The organism is Streptomyces olivaceoviridis, from assembly GCF_014650115.1.
Taxonomy (GTDB): domain Bacteria; phylum Actinomycetota; class Actinomycetes; order Streptomycetales; family Streptomycetaceae; genus Streptomyces; species Streptomyces olivaceoviridis.
The window spans coordinates 1-13,784 of the sequence record NZ_BMUI01000045.1; the positions used below are offsets into that span (position 1 = coordinate 1).

Annotated in this window: 12 protein-coding genes; 8 read left to right on the forward strand and 4 right to left on the reverse strand. The window is 72.7% G+C overall.

Features of this window, described 5'->3' with window-relative positions; all coding sequences use genetic code 11:
- Window positions 1-394: 394 nt before the first annotated feature.
- Window positions 395-1,117 (forward strand): dienelactone hydrolase family protein, encoded by a 723-nt coding sequence (locus IE273_RS40095; RefSeq protein ID WP_189820037.1) that lies wholly within the window; start codon window positions 395-397, stop codon window positions 1,115-1,117.
- 18 nt (window positions 1,118-1,135) lie between these two features.
- Here IE273_RS40095 and IE273_RS40100 read toward each other — a convergent pair whose 3' ends face one another.
- Window positions 1,136-1,771: a TetR/AcrR family transcriptional regulator gene (locus tag IE273_RS40100; RefSeq protein ID WP_189820038.1), complete on the reverse strand. Its 636-nt coding sequence runs from the start codon at window positions 1,769-1,771 to the stop codon at window positions 1,136-1,138.
- A 460-nt stretch (window positions 1,772-2,231) separates the two neighbouring features.
- Here IE273_RS40100 and IE273_RS40105 point away from each other — a divergent pair, with 460 nt between their 5' ends.
- The 5 genes from IE273_RS40105 (at window position 2,232) to IE273_RS40125 (ending at window position 6,034) form a co-directional block, all read left to right on the forward strand.
- Window positions 2,232-3,068 carry an alpha/beta fold hydrolase gene (locus tag IE273_RS40105; protein WP_189820039.1) on the forward strand — a complete coding sequence of 279 codons (837 nt, stop codon included), beginning with the start codon at window positions 2,232-2,234 and terminating at the stop codon, window positions 3,066-3,068.
- Window positions 3,069-3,750: 682 nt separating this feature from the next.
- Complete coding sequence (locus IE273_RS44385; protein WP_229888065.1) at window positions 3,751-3,936, forward strand: helix-turn-helix domain-containing protein; 186 nt, start codon at window positions 3,751-3,753, stop codon at window positions 3,934-3,936.
- Entirely contained in the window at window positions 3,933-4,676 is a 744-nt protein-coding gene (locus IE273_RS40115) for a helix-turn-helix transcriptional regulator (protein WP_189820040.1), read from the forward strand. The genes IE273_RS44385 and IE273_RS40115 overlap by 4 nt, the downstream gene beginning before the upstream one ends.
- A 207-nt stretch (window positions 4,677-4,883) precedes the next feature.
- Window positions 4,884-5,117, forward strand: a complete 234-nt coding sequence (locus IE273_RS44390) for a hypothetical protein (RefSeq protein ID WP_229888066.1) — start codon at window positions 4,884-4,886, stop codon at window positions 5,115-5,117.
- Between the two features lie 80 nt (window positions 5,118-5,197).
- Window positions 5,198-6,034 (forward strand): alpha/beta fold hydrolase, encoded by an 837-nt coding sequence (locus tag IE273_RS40125; RefSeq protein ID WP_189820041.1) that lies wholly within the window; start codon window positions 5,198-5,200, stop codon window positions 6,032-6,034.
- Between the two features lie 34 nt (window positions 6,035-6,068).
- Here the strand turns inward: IE273_RS40125 and IE273_RS40130 are convergent, their stop codons facing one another.
- Both IE273_RS40130 and IE273_RS40135 read right to left on the reverse strand, forming a co-directional pair.
- Window positions 6,069-8,789, reverse strand: coding sequence for an AAA family ATPase (locus IE273_RS40130; RefSeq protein WP_229888067.1), 2,721 nt, complete (start codon window positions 8,787-8,789; stop codon window positions 6,069-6,071).
- A 111-nt stretch (window positions 8,790-8,900) separates the two neighbouring features.
- Window positions 8,901-9,746 (reverse strand): alpha/beta fold hydrolase, encoded by an 846-nt coding sequence (locus IE273_RS40135; protein WP_189820042.1) that lies wholly within the window; start codon window positions 9,744-9,746, stop codon window positions 8,901-8,903.
- Window positions 9,747-10,245: 499 nt separating this feature from the next.
- On the opposite strand from IE273_RS40135, the gene IE273_RS40140 reads away from it, so the two are divergent.
- Together IE273_RS40140 and IE273_RS40145 are read left to right on the forward strand one after the other, a co-directional pair.
- Window positions 10,246-11,511, forward strand: coding sequence for a flavin-dependent oxidoreductase (locus IE273_RS40140; protein ID WP_189820043.1), 1,266 nt, complete (start codon window positions 10,246-10,248; stop codon window positions 11,509-11,511).
- A gap of 161 nt (window positions 11,512-11,672) precedes the next feature.
- Complete coding sequence (locus IE273_RS40145; protein WP_189820044.1) at window positions 11,673-11,921, forward strand: DUF2630 family protein; 249 nt, start codon at window positions 11,673-11,675, stop codon at window positions 11,919-11,921.
- 190 nt (window positions 11,922-12,111) lie between these two features.
- Here IE273_RS40145 and IE273_RS40150 read toward each other — a convergent pair whose 3' ends face one another.
- Window positions 12,112-13,500: a dihydrolipoyl dehydrogenase family protein gene (locus IE273_RS40150; protein WP_189820045.1), complete on the reverse strand. Its 1,389-nt coding sequence runs from the start codon at window positions 13,498-13,500 to the stop codon at window positions 12,112-12,114.
- Window positions 13,501-13,784: the final 284 nt, after the last annotated feature.

Here is a 13,784-nt window from a genome sequence, read left to right on the forward strand (position 1 = left end):
GGCCGGGTGGAACGCTTCCAGCGGCGCTACGGCCGTACCACCGCCGACCGCCACTGACTCCACGCGCCACGGCCCGGCACCGCACCCGCGGTGCCGGGCCGTTCCCGTACCCCGCGCGTACGCCTGCCCCCAGCGCCCCGGGGCCTGACGCTGCCCCACAGGTCACCGGATGCCGGGCCGGCCGCCCGCGGTGCTCCAGCGAAGCCACTGGGCCTGAACCCGTGAAAACCCTTTGGCGGACCACGGCGACCGTTGCTAGCCTCCCGGAGGCCGTGCGAAGGAACGAGGAGGTGGTACCCGTGAACGTATCGACATGGGTGCTCCCCTCCGGGGTCACGGTCGGGCGATAGGTCGTCCGGGAGCGCCGTTCCAGAGCCTCCCGAAAGGCACGACCGTGCACTTCACCTCCGAACAGCGCCTCGACGACGGAGTCGTCGAGCGCGCATTCACCCTCGGCGAGATCCCCGGCACCCTGTGGACGTCTGGATCCGCACCGGCCCCGCTGGTGCTGATGGCCCACAACAACGGCCTGCCCAAGGCGGAACCCCGGCTGGTGGCCCGGGCCCGGTACACCGCGGCGCGCGGCTACGCGGTGGCCACCATCGACGCCGCCGGGTGCGGTGACCGTCCCCGTTCCGCCGCCGACGAACAGGCCCGTGCCGACCTCCGGCGGGCGATGCGGGCCGGCGAACCGGTCGACGAGATCCTGGAGTCCTTCATCGGCCCGTTGGTCGAGAACGCGGTCCCGGAATGGCGGACCACTCTGGACGCCCTCCTCGAACTGCCCGGGATCGGCGGCCCGGTCGGGTACTCCGGGGGGTGGACCGCCCTCGGCATCCGGCTGGCGGTGGTCGAGCCGCGCATCACGGCCGCGGGCTTCTTCGCCGGGGGATACGTGCCCCGCGCCCAGCGCGAGGAGGCCCGGCAGGTCACCATTCCGCTGCTGTTCCTGCTGCAATGGGACGACGAGGGGAACCCCCGGCAACGGGCCCTGGACCTGTTCGACGCCTTCGGCAGCAAGGAGAAGACGCTGCACGCCAATCCGGGCGGGCACACCGGCACCCCGTGGTTCGAACTGGAGGACGGCTGCCGGTTCCTGGACCGGCACCTGAAGTGAGGCCGGGCCGTCCGGCCGTCACCGTCCCCGGCCCTGCCCGACGGGCGGGTTCTCGGCGCCGGAATCCCCGTGGAGCAGGGCGTCGAGGGAAGCGGTGAGGTCCGCGGTCAGTTGTTCCGCGCTCATGTCCGCCAGGGCTCCGGCGCGCACGACGTACCGGCTGAACGTGACGCCGACGAGCAGGGCGGCGACGAACGGCAGCCGGTGCCGCAGGTCGTGCTCGTCCAGGAGCCGGCGGTACACCTCGTCGGTGCGTTCCTGCATCGCCACGTACAGGGCGGCGGCGCTGCCGGTGTCGTCGGCGGCGCTGCGCAGCAGCGCCACGAACGTGTCGTTGCCGTCGGCGCTCTCCAAGCGGTGTACGTAGCCGCGGGCGATGCGCGCCGCGAGTGGTTCCCGGGTGTCCTCGGCCAGGGCGTCGACGTCCCGGGTGCCCGGGACGGCCGCGAGGAACAGGCTCTCCTTGGAGCCGAAATGGCGCAGCACCGATCCGTGGGTGACGCCGGCGCGCCGGGCGATGTCCCGCAGGGTGGCCCGGTGGTAGCCGCGCTCGGCGAAGGCCTGTGAGGCGGCCTCCAGAATGGCTCGGCGGTGCAGTTCCGGGTTGCGCGTACGGCGGGGTGGCGCGGGCGGGTCGGTGTCGGGTGCGGCCATGGGCCGAGCCTATCGTCACGGTCGTTCCCGTCGCCGTCGCCGACCGCTCCCCCGCTCGCGGTGACCGTTGCGCCGGTGTGATTCCGGGCCGGCCGCCGGGCCGGGGTGAAGCCGGCCGAGCCGGACGCGGCGAAGGAGTGGCGGGGAGCGACACCGGTCAGCGGGGAGCGGCATAGGTCATGTGACCGACCCAGGGCTCCCGGGCCGTACCGGGGCCGCCACCGACGGCCCCGGCGACGCGTCGACGCGGCCGAAGTCCGTCCTCGCCGGCGGGAGACACCCCTGGCACCGCGAGGGTCGGACACGTATCGCCGGCCTGCTGCGCGGGCCGCGATGTGGGCCGGGGGTCCGAGAGATAAGTCAATAGACGGATTCGGCCGTGCCCGCTGCCGGGAGACGGTGGGTTCGTCGCCCGGCGTGCGGTTCCCTCGCACCGCCCCACACCCGAAAGGCCACCACCATGCCCTACATCACCGTCGGCCAGGAGAACACCACCGACATCGAGCTCTACTACGAGGACCACGGCACCGGCCGACCCGTCGTCCTCATCCACGGCTACCCCCTCGACGGCCACTCCTGGGAGAAGCAGACCACCGCCCTCCTCGCCGCGGGCCACCGCGTCATCACCTACGACCGCCGCGGCTTCGGCCAGTCCAGCCAGCCCACCACCGGCTACGACTACGACACCTTCGCCGCCGACCTCAACACCCTCATCGAAACCCTCGACCTCCACGGCGCCACCCTCGTCGGCTTCTCCATGGGCACCGGCGAGGTCGCCCGCTACCTGGCCACCTACGGCTCCGCCCGCATCGCCCGGGCCGCCTTCCTCGCCTCCCTCGAACCCTTCCTCCTCAAGACCGACGACAACCCCGACGGCGCCGCCGACCAGGCCTTCTTCCAAGGCGTCTCCGACACCGCCAAGAACGACCGCTACGCCTACTACACCTCCTTCTACAACGACTTCTACAACCTCTCCGACAACCTCGGCACCCGCATCAGCGAAGAAGTCGTCCGCAACAGCTGGAACGTCGCCGCCAACGGCAGCGCCCACGCCGCCTGGGCCGCCCCCCTCACCTGGCCCACCGACTTCCGCGCCGACATCCCCGAGATCGACGTCCCCGCCCTCATCCTCCACGGCACCGCCGACAACATCCTGCCCATCGACTCCACCGCCCGTCCCTTCCACAAGGCCCTCCCGCACGCCGACTACGTCGAGATCGACGGCGCCCCCCACGGCCTGCTGTGGACCCACGCCGAGGAAGTCAACGACGCCCTCCTCACCTTCCTCGCCAAGTAGTCACCGCCGACGCCACGGTGGCCCACTCCGCGACCCGGCGGTGCGGGCCACCCGGGCACACCGCCGGGCCGCCCGGAGCCGGCACGGGCGGACAGTGGAACACGCCATCGAACGAACCGGAGATACGGCATGGAGCCGGACACCCCCCTCTGCGGCGCGCGCGCCGTGAGCGCGCCCCCGTTCGGCGACGGCGGTACGGCACGCCACGGAGGCGACGACCCGTTTCCCGCTGCCCTCGGCGGGCGGCCCGCGTCGACTCGTGCCCCGGGTGTCCACCGGTCGACGGTGGATCTCCGTGCCGCGCCGCGCACCCCCTCGGTGTCGGACGGCGCCCGGCACGCCGACATGGCGGGCGGGGGCGGTGACCTCGACACCTGCCGGCGCGCCCTCGGCCGGGCCGCGCAGGGCCAGGGGGCCGCGGTGGCGGTGCGGGGCGAGGCCGGCCTCGGCAAGAGCACGCTTCTGGCCGCCCACGACGGCCGGGACGACACGGGGGCGCTGATCCGCGCCGCCGCCGAGGCGGCCACGGCGGCCTCCCGCCCCTTCGCGCGTGGCAGACTCGCCCTCGACCACGGGACATGGCCGAAGCGGCAACGGGAGACGGCGGCGGCGCAGAGTCAACTGCGGTACGCCTACGACCTGTTCACCCGGCTGGGAGCCATCCCCTGGCAGGAGTCCGCGCGTGCCGAACTGCGGGCGGATCGTCCGGATGGCCGCCCGCGGGCTGTCCCACCAGGAGATCGCGGACCGGCTGGCCATCTCGCCACGGACGCTGGCTTCCCATCTGTACAAGGTGTTTCCACGGCTGGGCATCGGCTCCCGACGGGAACTCGACCGCGCGTCGCAGGAACTCGGTGATCACACATGACACGAAGTGCCGTCGAGGCACCGGTGCGGGAGCGTCCGGGGCCGGCTGCCGGCCGGCTGCGTGTGACGTCCGTGCCGGACGCGCCGGCGATGCGGGCCCCGGGAGGGGGTGAGGACCGGGACGCCCTCCCGGTGACGCTCACCCTGACGGCGAGCGACGTGCTGACGGAGGAGGGCGCGCGGGCCTGCCTCCGTGGGGCGTCGGGTGTGCGCGTGGTGCCCTGGGAGGACCGGCACGTTGCCGACGTGGCGGTGGTACTGGCCCACGAGGTCTCCCTGGCGACGCTCAAACGTGCCGAGGAGGCCGCCGGGCCGGACCAGGGGCGGGGAGTGCCGGTGCTGCTGGTGGTGGACTCGATCAGCGAGCGGCACCTGTTGTACGCGGTCGACCGCGGCGTGGTGGGTGTGCTGCTGCGCGGCGAGGTCGGTCACGCCGACATCGTGCGGGCGAGCCGCAGGGCTCTGCGCGGGGAGTCGCCGCTGCCGCCCACCCTGGTGCGCGCGCTGGTCGAGCGGCTGCGCTCGCTGCCCGGGCACCAGCCGGGTTCGTCGGACCTGTCCGCCCGGGAGGTGGACGTCCTGCGGCTGCTGGCCGAGGGGCTGAGCACCGCGGGGGTGGCGGCACGCCTCAACTACTCGGAGCGCACGATCAAGAACGTGCTGCACGATGTCATCACCCGGTGGGGCCTGCGCAACCGGACGCAGGCGGTGGCCTACGCCATCCGCAACGGCGCGCTGTGAGAGCCGCACCGCGCACCGCCGGCCGTCAAGCCACGCCGTGAGAACCGTACCGCCGGCCGATGGCCGTCGAGGCACGGTGTCGAACGCGCCGCGATCCCGTCGAAGCCGGAACACAGCGGAGCCCGGAACCCGGGCACTTCTCGGCCACGCTCGCCGAGCAGGACGACGCCCTGCGCTACGAGTCGGCACGCGCGCGTCTCGCCTTCGGTGAGTGGCTGCGCCGCCGGCACCGGGTGCTGGACGCGCGGTCTCCAGCGGGCCCGGGAGCTGTTCGGCACGCTCGGCGCGACCGCGCGGGAGCGGCGCGCGGCCTCCGAGCTGCCGGCCGCGGGCGAGGCGGTGGACACGTCCCGCCCCGCACGGGCGGAGCAGTACGGCCTGCCGCCCCGCGAGGCGACGGGGTCGAGTCCGGGGCCACAAAGTTTCCACAAGGACTGGTGACACTGAAGTCGCCCGGTCGGTGACGCGCATGTGCTCAGGCGCGTCGGGGCGCCCGTCCTTCCTGAACAGGAGTCCTTGGTATGTCCGCTTACGTGGCCGATGCGGCCGAGACCCGTTACGTCGAGGGACCTTCGGGGGAGCGTTTCGCCTACCGCAGGTTCGGCCGGGCGGGCGGCCGTCCGCTGGTGATGCACATGCGGCTGCGCGGCACCATCGACCACTGGGACCCCGCCTTCCTGGAACCGCTGGCCGCCGGGCGGGAGGTCATCGTCTTCGACAACCGGGGCGTCAACCTCTCCACCGGCAACCCGCCCGCCTCCATGGAGGACATGGTGGAGGGCTCGCTGGCCTTCCTCCACGCGCTCGGCCTGACGGACATCGACGTGCTGGGCTGGTCCATGGGCGGCATCGTCGCCCAGGGCGTGGCACTGGCGGATCCGGAGATCGTCCGTCACCTGGTGGTGGCGGGCAGTTCGGCGGGCGGTGTGCCGGACCTGCCGCCGCCCCCGGCCCGCACCCGGCAGACCATGAGCAAGCCGGTCAACGTCGCCGAGGACTTCCTGTACCTGTTCTTCCCCGAGACCGAGGAGGCGACCGCCGCGGGGCGGGCGTCCCTGGAGCGCCTGGAGTACCGGCTGAAGGACTCGCAGGCGGTCGTCGGCCCGGAGGCGGTACGCGGCCAGCTCGGTGCCATCGGCTCCTTCAAGGGTTTCTGGCACCGGCAGGAGGAACTGACCCTGCCGGTCCTGGTCGCCAACGGCGCCCACGACGTCATGATCCACGCCTACGCCAGCTACGCGATGTCACAGAAGCTCCCCCACGCCAAGGTGATCCTCTACAGCGACGCCGGGCACGGCTTCCTCTTCCAGCACCCCGACGACTTCGCCCACGAGATCAACCGCTTCCTGTCCGCCTGACCCGTGGCCCGCAGGGGCGCCGGCGGTGCGGGCGTCACATGGCGTTGGCTTCGTCGAAGGCCCTCAGCGCGTCGCGCAGGGCGGCCCGGGAGGTGATGCCCAGCTTGGGGAACACCCGGTAGAGGTGGGCGCCGGCGGTGCGGGGCGAGATGTTGAGCTGCCGGCCGATCTCCTTGTTGGACAGGCCGCTCGCCGCGAGTTCCGCGATGCGGCGCTCCTGCGCGCTCATCCTCACCCCGGCCCTGGCGTCGGCGACCCCGACGCCCACGCCGGCCGCGCGGAGCTCGTCCCGCGCGCGCTGTGCCCAGAGCGGGGCCTTCAACTGCTGCTCGAACAGTTCCAGCGCCACGCTCAACTGGACGCGCGCGGCCGTGTACTCCCGACGCCGGCGGAGCCACTCGCCGTACCACAGCCGGACACGGGCGTGTTCGAAGGTCCACAGGGAGGCGTCCGGCACCGCGAGGGCAGCCTCGTACGCCGCGCCCGCCTCGTCGTCGGGCGCGGCGACCGAGGCAGCCGCGGCGAGGATGAGCGCGTGGTGCGGTGAGATGGCGTCCAGACGTGCCTGCCGGCCCGCCTCGACATGGGCGCGGGCCTCCGCGGTTCTGCCGGTGCGCATCGCGGACTCCACGAGGTCCAGGAACACCCGTGAGAAATGCGGGAAGTGCGAGGGCAGTTCTCCCGGCGGGGTCAGCGCGGAGGTCAGCAGGTATGCCTCCTCGAAGTCGCCGCGGCCGACCGCGGCGCGGGCCCAGGTCTCGTTCACCGTGGACATCAGCAGCTGCATGCGGCGCGGCTGGGCCCACGCGGTGATGGTGTCGCAGTGCCGGCGCAGCGCCTCCTCGTCCCCGCGGCCGGACGCCACCATGGCCAGTCCGTACGTGAAGATGATGTGGATGAGGTTGTACTCGTGCTCGGTGGCGTCCGCGAAGCCCTGGGACGCGATCGCCTGGATCTTGTCCCATTCACCCCGCATGAACGCCTCGTGGGCGCGGGCGACCACGCCGAAGCGCAGGCCGTCGTACGCGCTGTGCCCGACGGCCTCCCGCCACACACCGTCGTAGTACGTGAAGCAGTCGAGGTACATGGCCGTGTAGATCAGCCAGTTGACGCGCCACAGGGGCGTGTCGCAAGACAGCGCGGCCGTCGCCCTGTCCAGTCGTTCCCGCACGTCATGAGCGGTCCGCGCGGGATCGGCGACGCAGTCGAAGCACATGCGCGCGGAGTCGGAGATCCGGTCGAGCGCGCGGTACACGGGCGGCCACAGTTCCGCACGGCCTCCCCACACCGCCGCGTTGAGCAGGACGTAGAACGCGTCGTCGAACGCGTCCACGTCCTTCGGGGCGGTGCTGCCGCGCGCCGCCTCCATGGCGGGGGGCAGGATGCGGTAGACCGCGTCGATGTCTCCCTCCCGGTGGAACTGCACGTAGCCCGCGGCTGCCGCGCCCCGCAGCGATTCCGCGGTCTGGCCGGCCAGTTCGTGGGCCGTTCCCAGGAGACCGGCGATGCCGGCGGCGAACGCGGCCTGCTCCAGGCGGCGGACGCGTTCGGTGGAGTCCTGGCTGAGTTCGGCGGCACGGCGGTACGCCGTGGCGGCCTCCGCGGCGCCGCCACGGGCCATGGCCCGCTCCGCGGCACGGGTGAGTTCGACGGCGACCGCCTCGTCGGGGTCGTCCGCGGCGTGGGCGAGGTGCAGGGCACGTCGCTCCGGCTCGGCCTTCAGCACCTCGGCCAGCGCACGGTGCGCGGCTCGGCGGCGTCCGGCCGGGGACATGTGCACCACACAGGAGCGGACCAGAGGATGCCGGAAGGTGACCTGCTCCGCGACGTGGTCGATACGGACCAGTCCGGTGCGCTCGCTCGTCTCCAGCAGACCGTCGTCCCACTCCTCGCCCCCGGCGTCGAAGGCGGCCCGGATGTCACCCAGATTTCCGGGGCGCTCTCCGTCCAGGGCGGTCAGCAACAGGGCGAAACGTGCCACGGAGCCGAGCCGCCGGATGCGGTCGGCGAACACGCTCTCCAGCCGGCTGTTGAGCGGCAGGTTGGTCGGCAGGGCTTCGGCGCCGTCCCGCTGGGCGTCGGTGAGCCGGCTCGGCAGCTCCACCAGGGCGAGCGGGTTGCCTTCGGCCTCGTCCAGCAGGCGCCGCCTGGTCGTCTCGGCCAGCCCCGGGTGACTGCTGTCGAGCAGCACCAGCGCGTCGGGGGCCGACAGCGGACCGACGTCGAGCACGTGCAGACCCGTGGGGTCGAGGAAGCCGTGCGCTCCGCTGCGCGCGGCCATGATGAAGGCCGCCCGGCAACTGCCGAGCCTGCGGGTGATGAACGTCAGCACCTCGGCGCTGGAGCGGTCGATCCAGTGCACGTCGTCCACCACCACGCACAGTGGCCACCGCTTGGACGCGGACTGGAGGAGCGCCAGCGCCGCCGCCGAGATGGCGAAGCGTCCCGGCGCCGAGCCCTCACGGATGGAGAGCGCCTGCTCCAGCACACCGCTCTGGAAGGCCGGCAGCGCCGCGAGGTGATCGAACAGCGGATAGAGGAGCTGGTGCAGCGCGGAGAACGCGAGTTCCTGTTCGCTCTCGACTCCGACGACCTGGAGCACGCGCAGTCCGCCCGCCCGGGCACGGGCGGTCACGGCGTCCAGCAGCGCTGTCTTCCCCACCCCGGGGTCGCCTTGCAGCAGCAGCGCTGCACCTTCGTTCTCCGCCTCGACCAGCAGCGCTTCGAGAGCGTGCGACTCGGACGTACGGCCCACCAACGACAAGGTTCCTCCCACGCCGGAGGACGGTTGCCCCTGCCGGCGCTCGTATGGTGCCTGACGGCGGGCGGGCGACGCATCAGTCGGTCGACTCGTATCGGCCGGGCTTCAGGGCGCTTCGGCCAGGAAGGCCAGCACGTCCCGCGCGACCTCCTCGTGGTGCTGGAACAGGAAGCCGTGACCGGCGTCGGGATACGTTCTCACCCGTGCGTCGGGCAGCAGGCCCGCGAGCAGGCGGGACGCGCCGGGCGGGGTGACGAGGTCGTTGTCCCCGTGCACCACCAGCGCGGGTTGTCTGATCGCGGGGAGCCTCTGCAGAGCGCCGTGGTCCGGGACGCCCCACTCGGTCATCGCCTCGTACTGCGCCTGCCGGGCCACTCGGCCGGCCGGCAGGTCCCGGTCGTGCTCCCGCTCGATGTGCCTGCCCAGGAACTCCAGGCCGCTGCGCTGACTGGACTCGGTGTGATGGAAGAAGAGGTACAGGTAGTCCTCCAGGCTCGGCTGGTCGACGTCGGCGCGGGCGAAGAAGTCGTCCGGCCGGCCGAGGATCCCCGGGCCGCCGCGCGGGGCGGTGGCCGCCAGCACCAGGCGGCGGACGGCGGCGGGGCGCAGCAGGGCCAGTTCCTGGGCCGTGTAGCCCCCCATCGAGAAGCCCAGCAGGTCCGCCTGCCGTATCCCGACGGCGTCCATGAAGGCGAGGGTGTCCACGGCCGTTTCCGCGATGGTGCGGGGGGTGCGGCCGGTGCTCAGACCGACCCCGGCGTTGTCGAAGGCGATGACGTCGCGTTCCGCCGCCAGGGCGTTGACCAGTGCCGGGTCCCAGCTGTCCAGGACGCCGCGGAAGTGGGGGAGCATGAGCAGCGGCGGTGGGGGGCCGGAGGGACCGCAGCGCCGATAGGCGTATCTGACGCCGTTGGGGGCGTCGACGACGTGGTTCGGTGCGTCGATGTACATGTCGGCTCCTTCGCCGGGGCCCTGCTTCCCGCTCGGCGGGGAGCAACGTATGCCGTCGAGTGTGATGACGGACCGGGGCCGGGGCATCGGGCATTTGACCATGCGGGAAGGTGTCGCCGGGGCGAGCGGAGGGGCGGTGTTCCGACGGGCGGCCGGACCGGGTCACCCTCCGGGGGCACGCGTCGGAGTGCTTGGCGGGCCGAACGTCGCCTGAGGGCCCGCCGTTCCTGCTCGCCGAGCCCGCCCCAGACGCCCGCCTCCTCCAGGGGCACCCGAGGTCGGTGGGGCGTCTGGCCCCGCGGCAGTTGCAGAGCGCGCTGTTGGCGGCGGGACTCACCCATCGGGCACCCACATCCGGGCGACATGTATGCGGTCAACACGTGTGCACTACCGAGCAAATGACCGGCCACTGCACATGCTTGCGCTCGGCTATGATCACACACATGCACTCCACCGACACATACCCGCCCTCACACATGTTCGGGACGGGGACAGGCCGATGAGAATCAGCATCGTGGGTGGGGGCATAGCCGGCCTGACCTGCGCCCTGAGCCTGCACGCCGCCGGATTCCAGCCGCGGGTCCGGGAGGCGGCACGGACCATCGAGGCCGTCGGCGTGGGGATCAACCTGCTGCCGCACGCCGTCCGGGAACTCGCCGAACTCGGCCTGGCCGACGAACTCGCCGCCATCGCGCTGCCCCCGCAGCGGCTGAGCTACCACGACCGGTCCGGCGCACCCGTGTGGGAGGAGCCGCTCGGACGCGCGGCCGGTTACGCCTGGCCGCAGTACTCCGTGCACCGGGGGCGGCTGCACATGATGCTGCTGGCGGCGGTGCGCGAGCGCCTGGGGCCGGACGCCGTCCGCACCGGCCTGCTGTTCCAGCGCTTCGAGGAGACGGCCGACGGCATCCGGACCCGCTTCCTGGACCGGGCGAGCGGTGAGCCGACGACGGAGGACGCCGACCTGCTGATCGGTTCCGACGGCATCGACTCCGCCGTCCGCGCCCAGCTGTACCCCGGTGAGGGGCCCTCCCACTGGAACGGCGTGCACATGTGGCGCGGGATCGCGCCGTTCCCGCACATCCTCGACGGCCGTTCGATCGTGGTGGCCGGCGGCACACCCGGCGAGAAATTCGTCGCCTACCCGATCGACGACCCGGCGACCGAGGGCGGCGAAGCCCTGATGAACTGGGTGCTGGAGGTGCGGCACACGCGCTCCGCCGAAGCGCTGGACCGCTCGAACCGCCGTATCACGCCGGCCGAGGCCCGCGCCGGCCTGGCGGGCTGGAGCCTGCCCTGGATCGACCTGGAGGCGCTGGCCGAGCGGTCCTCGGCTGTCTTCGAGTACCCCATGCTCGACCGGGACCCGTTGCCGCGGTGGAGCTTCGGACGGGTCACCCTGCTCGGCGACGCCGCACACCCGATGTTCCCGATGGGCATGAACGGCGGGTCCCAGTCCATCGTCGACGGCCGGGTGCTCGCCTGGTGCCTGGCCCGGGAGAGCGACCCCGAAGCCGCGCTGCGCCGCTACGACGAGATGCGCCGCCCGCTGGTCAACGCGATCGTGCTGGGCAACCGGGAACTGGGACCGGAGGCGATCATCGCGCGCGCCGCGGAGCACGGGGGTCCGCTGCCCGCCGACGAGGCCGAGAAGATCGCGCATGGCTACAAGGAGCTGACCCAGGCAGAGGTGGCCCAGGTCAACGGCCATGCGTCATGGACGGTCCCGGGTCACCCCACCGACGGCTTCCGTCCGAGCCGGTAAGTCGATCGACAGATCACCGAGGACGGGGGGAAGGGGAGAATCGGGGGCGAGGCGGCCCGCTGCCGCGTCGGGCCTGCGTCGGGTGACATGTCGTCACCCGACCGCGTTCGACGCGGCAGCGGGCAGGCCGCACACCCCCGATGAACCAGGAGACCACACCCATGGGAACCGACCAGCGCGTCCTGCACCGGATCACGGAGATGGCGGACGAGGAACGCAGACTGCGGGACGCCCTCGCCGGGGCCGGCGCGGACCGCGCCGCGGAGCGCGACCGACTCGGCGCGCTCGAACGGGAGTTGGACCAGTGCTGGGACCTGCTGCGGCAGCGGCGGGCCAGGGCCGAGTTCGGGGAGGACCCCGACGGGGCGCGGGTACGGCCGCAGTCCCAGGTGGAGAACTACCAGTCCTGACCGGGCCGTGGCTCACGGCAGGACGCGCGAGGCCGACGCGGGCCACGCGGTGTATCCGGAAGTTGGGTCGCTTGGGTCCCTGATGCCCCGTCCGGACGCCTGTGACGTGCACGATTGCCCGGCACGCCGACAGCGACCGAAGAGTTCTCGGTCGCTGTCGGCGATGCGATGCGGGGAGCGGCGCGGCTGCTCAGTCCGCCCAGGAGGCGAACAGCGCGTTGAGTCCCTCCGCCATGGTCGGGTGCGCGATCATCCCGTCCCGCAGACGGGTGAACGGCATCTCGGCCCACATGGCCGTCTGCACCACGGACAGCACCTCCGCCGATTCGGGGCCGAGCAGGGCCGCACCGAGGATCTGCTCGGTGTCCCGGTCGACCACCGCCTTCCACAGACCCCGCGTCTCCCGCAGTGTGCGCGCCCGCGGGATGGCCTTGACCGGCAGCTTCGCGACCCTGATGGAACGGCCCGTGGCGCGGGCCTGCTCCTCGGTGAGGCCGACGCGGGCGAGTTCCGGGTCGGTGAACAGGTTCCGGGGCACCAGCCGGCCGGCCGTACTGCGGGAACCGCCGGCGATGTTGGCCTTGACGATGCGGTAGTCGTCCAGCGACACGTGGGTGAACTGCGGGCTGCCGGCCACGTCGCCCACCGCCCAGGTGTGCGGGGCGTCGGTCGCGAGCCTGTCGTCCACCCGTACGAACCCGCGGTCGTCGGTCCGGACCCCCGCCGCCTCCAGGCCGAGGTCGCGCGTGACGGGGTCCCGGCCGGTCGCCGCGAGGATGTCGTCGGCGGTCAGGGTCCGCCCGTCCTCCAGCAGCACCCGCACCGTCTGCCGCTCCCGGACCACTTCCTTCACCGCGACGTCGGTGATCAGTTCGACGCCGTCCTCCCGGAGGTATGCCGCCAGGGCCGTGGCGATATCGCGGTCCTCGCTCCGCAGCAGGTGGGGGCCGCGTTCCAGGACCGTCACCCGGCTGCCGAACGCGGCGAACATGTGGGCGAACTCCAGTCCCACGTAACCGCCGCCGAGGACCAGGAGCCGGTCCGGGACACGGCGCAGGTCCATGATGCTCTCGCTGGTCAGCGGCTCCGCCTCGGCGAGTCCGGGGATGTTCGCGATGTGCGGCGTCGTCCCCGTGTTGATCACCACGTCGGTGCCGCGTACGACACGGCGGCCTCCGTCGTTGAGGTGGATCTCCACCGTGCGCTCCGCCACGAAGCGCGCGGTGCCCAGGACGAAGTCCATGCCGCTGTCCAGGAACTGCCGGTGGTTGAGCTCGACCATGTCGGAGACGACGCCGTCCTTGTGCGCGCGCAGCAGCTCCAGATCCACCTGCGGCGTCCCCAGCCGCAGCCCCAGCGACTCGGCGCTGCCGGCCCTGCGGGCCAGCCGGGCACTGGTCACCAGCGTCTTGGTGGGGATACAGGCGACGTTGATACAGGTGCCGCCGATCATGCCCCGCTCCACCATGACCACCCTGCCGCCGGCCCGCGCGGTGTCCATGGCGAGCGTCTTGCCGGCCTTGCCGCCACCCACCACCAGCAGGTCCACGTCCTCCACGAGTTCCTCCGCAACGTTCATTCCCTCTCCGTCCTCCTCGGCCGTGTACCAGTGGTGGGGCGGGGCGGCCGGCGCGTCGCCGGCCGCCCCGCCCCAGGTTCGCCGCTCTCCCGGCCGGACGCATCAGTCGAATGACCACCCGTCCCCGCGGCGCGAGGCGGGACACCCTTCCCTCCCGGCCGTGACGGGGGCGGGGCGGCGTGCCCGCCGGCCCGCCCGGGGCACGGGTCGCTGGGTCGTCACGGGTGGTGCGGCGGCCCCGACGGCGGGGGGCCGGGTGCCGTTCACCCCGGTGAGTCAACCGA

Bases quoted from the DNA above. Each gene is read 5' to 3' on its own strand.
- IE273_RS40100 (WP_189820038.1), bottom strand. From the start codon at position 1,771: ATGGCCGCACCCGACACCGACCCGCCCGCGCCACCCCGCCGTACGCGC.
- IE273_RS40105 (WP_189820039.1), top strand. From the start codon at position 2,232: ATGCCCTACATCACCGTCGGCCAGGAGAACACCACCGACATCGAGCTC.
- IE273_RS40115 (WP_189820040.1), top strand. From the start codon at position 3,933: ATGACACGAAGTGCCGTCGAGGCACCGGTGCGGGAGCGTCCGGGGCCG.
- IE273_RS40125 (WP_189820041.1), top strand. From the start codon at position 5,198: ATGTCCGCTTACGTGGCCGATGCGGCCGAGACCCGTTACGTCGAGGGA.
- IE273_RS40135 (WP_189820042.1), bottom strand. From the start codon at position 9,746: ATGTACATCGACGCACCGAACCACGTCGTCGACGCCCCCAACGGCGTC.
- IE273_RS40140 (WP_189820043.1), top strand. From the start codon at position 10,246: ATGAGAATCAGCATCGTGGGTGGGGGCATAGCCGGCCTGACCTGCGCC.
- IE273_RS40145 (WP_189820044.1), top strand. From the start codon at position 11,673: ATGGGAACCGACCAGCGCGTCCTGCACCGGATCACGGAGATGGCGGAC.
- IE273_RS40150 (WP_189820045.1), bottom strand. From the start codon at position 13,500: ATGAACGTTGCGGAGGAACTCGTGGAGGACGTGGACCTGCTGGTGGTG.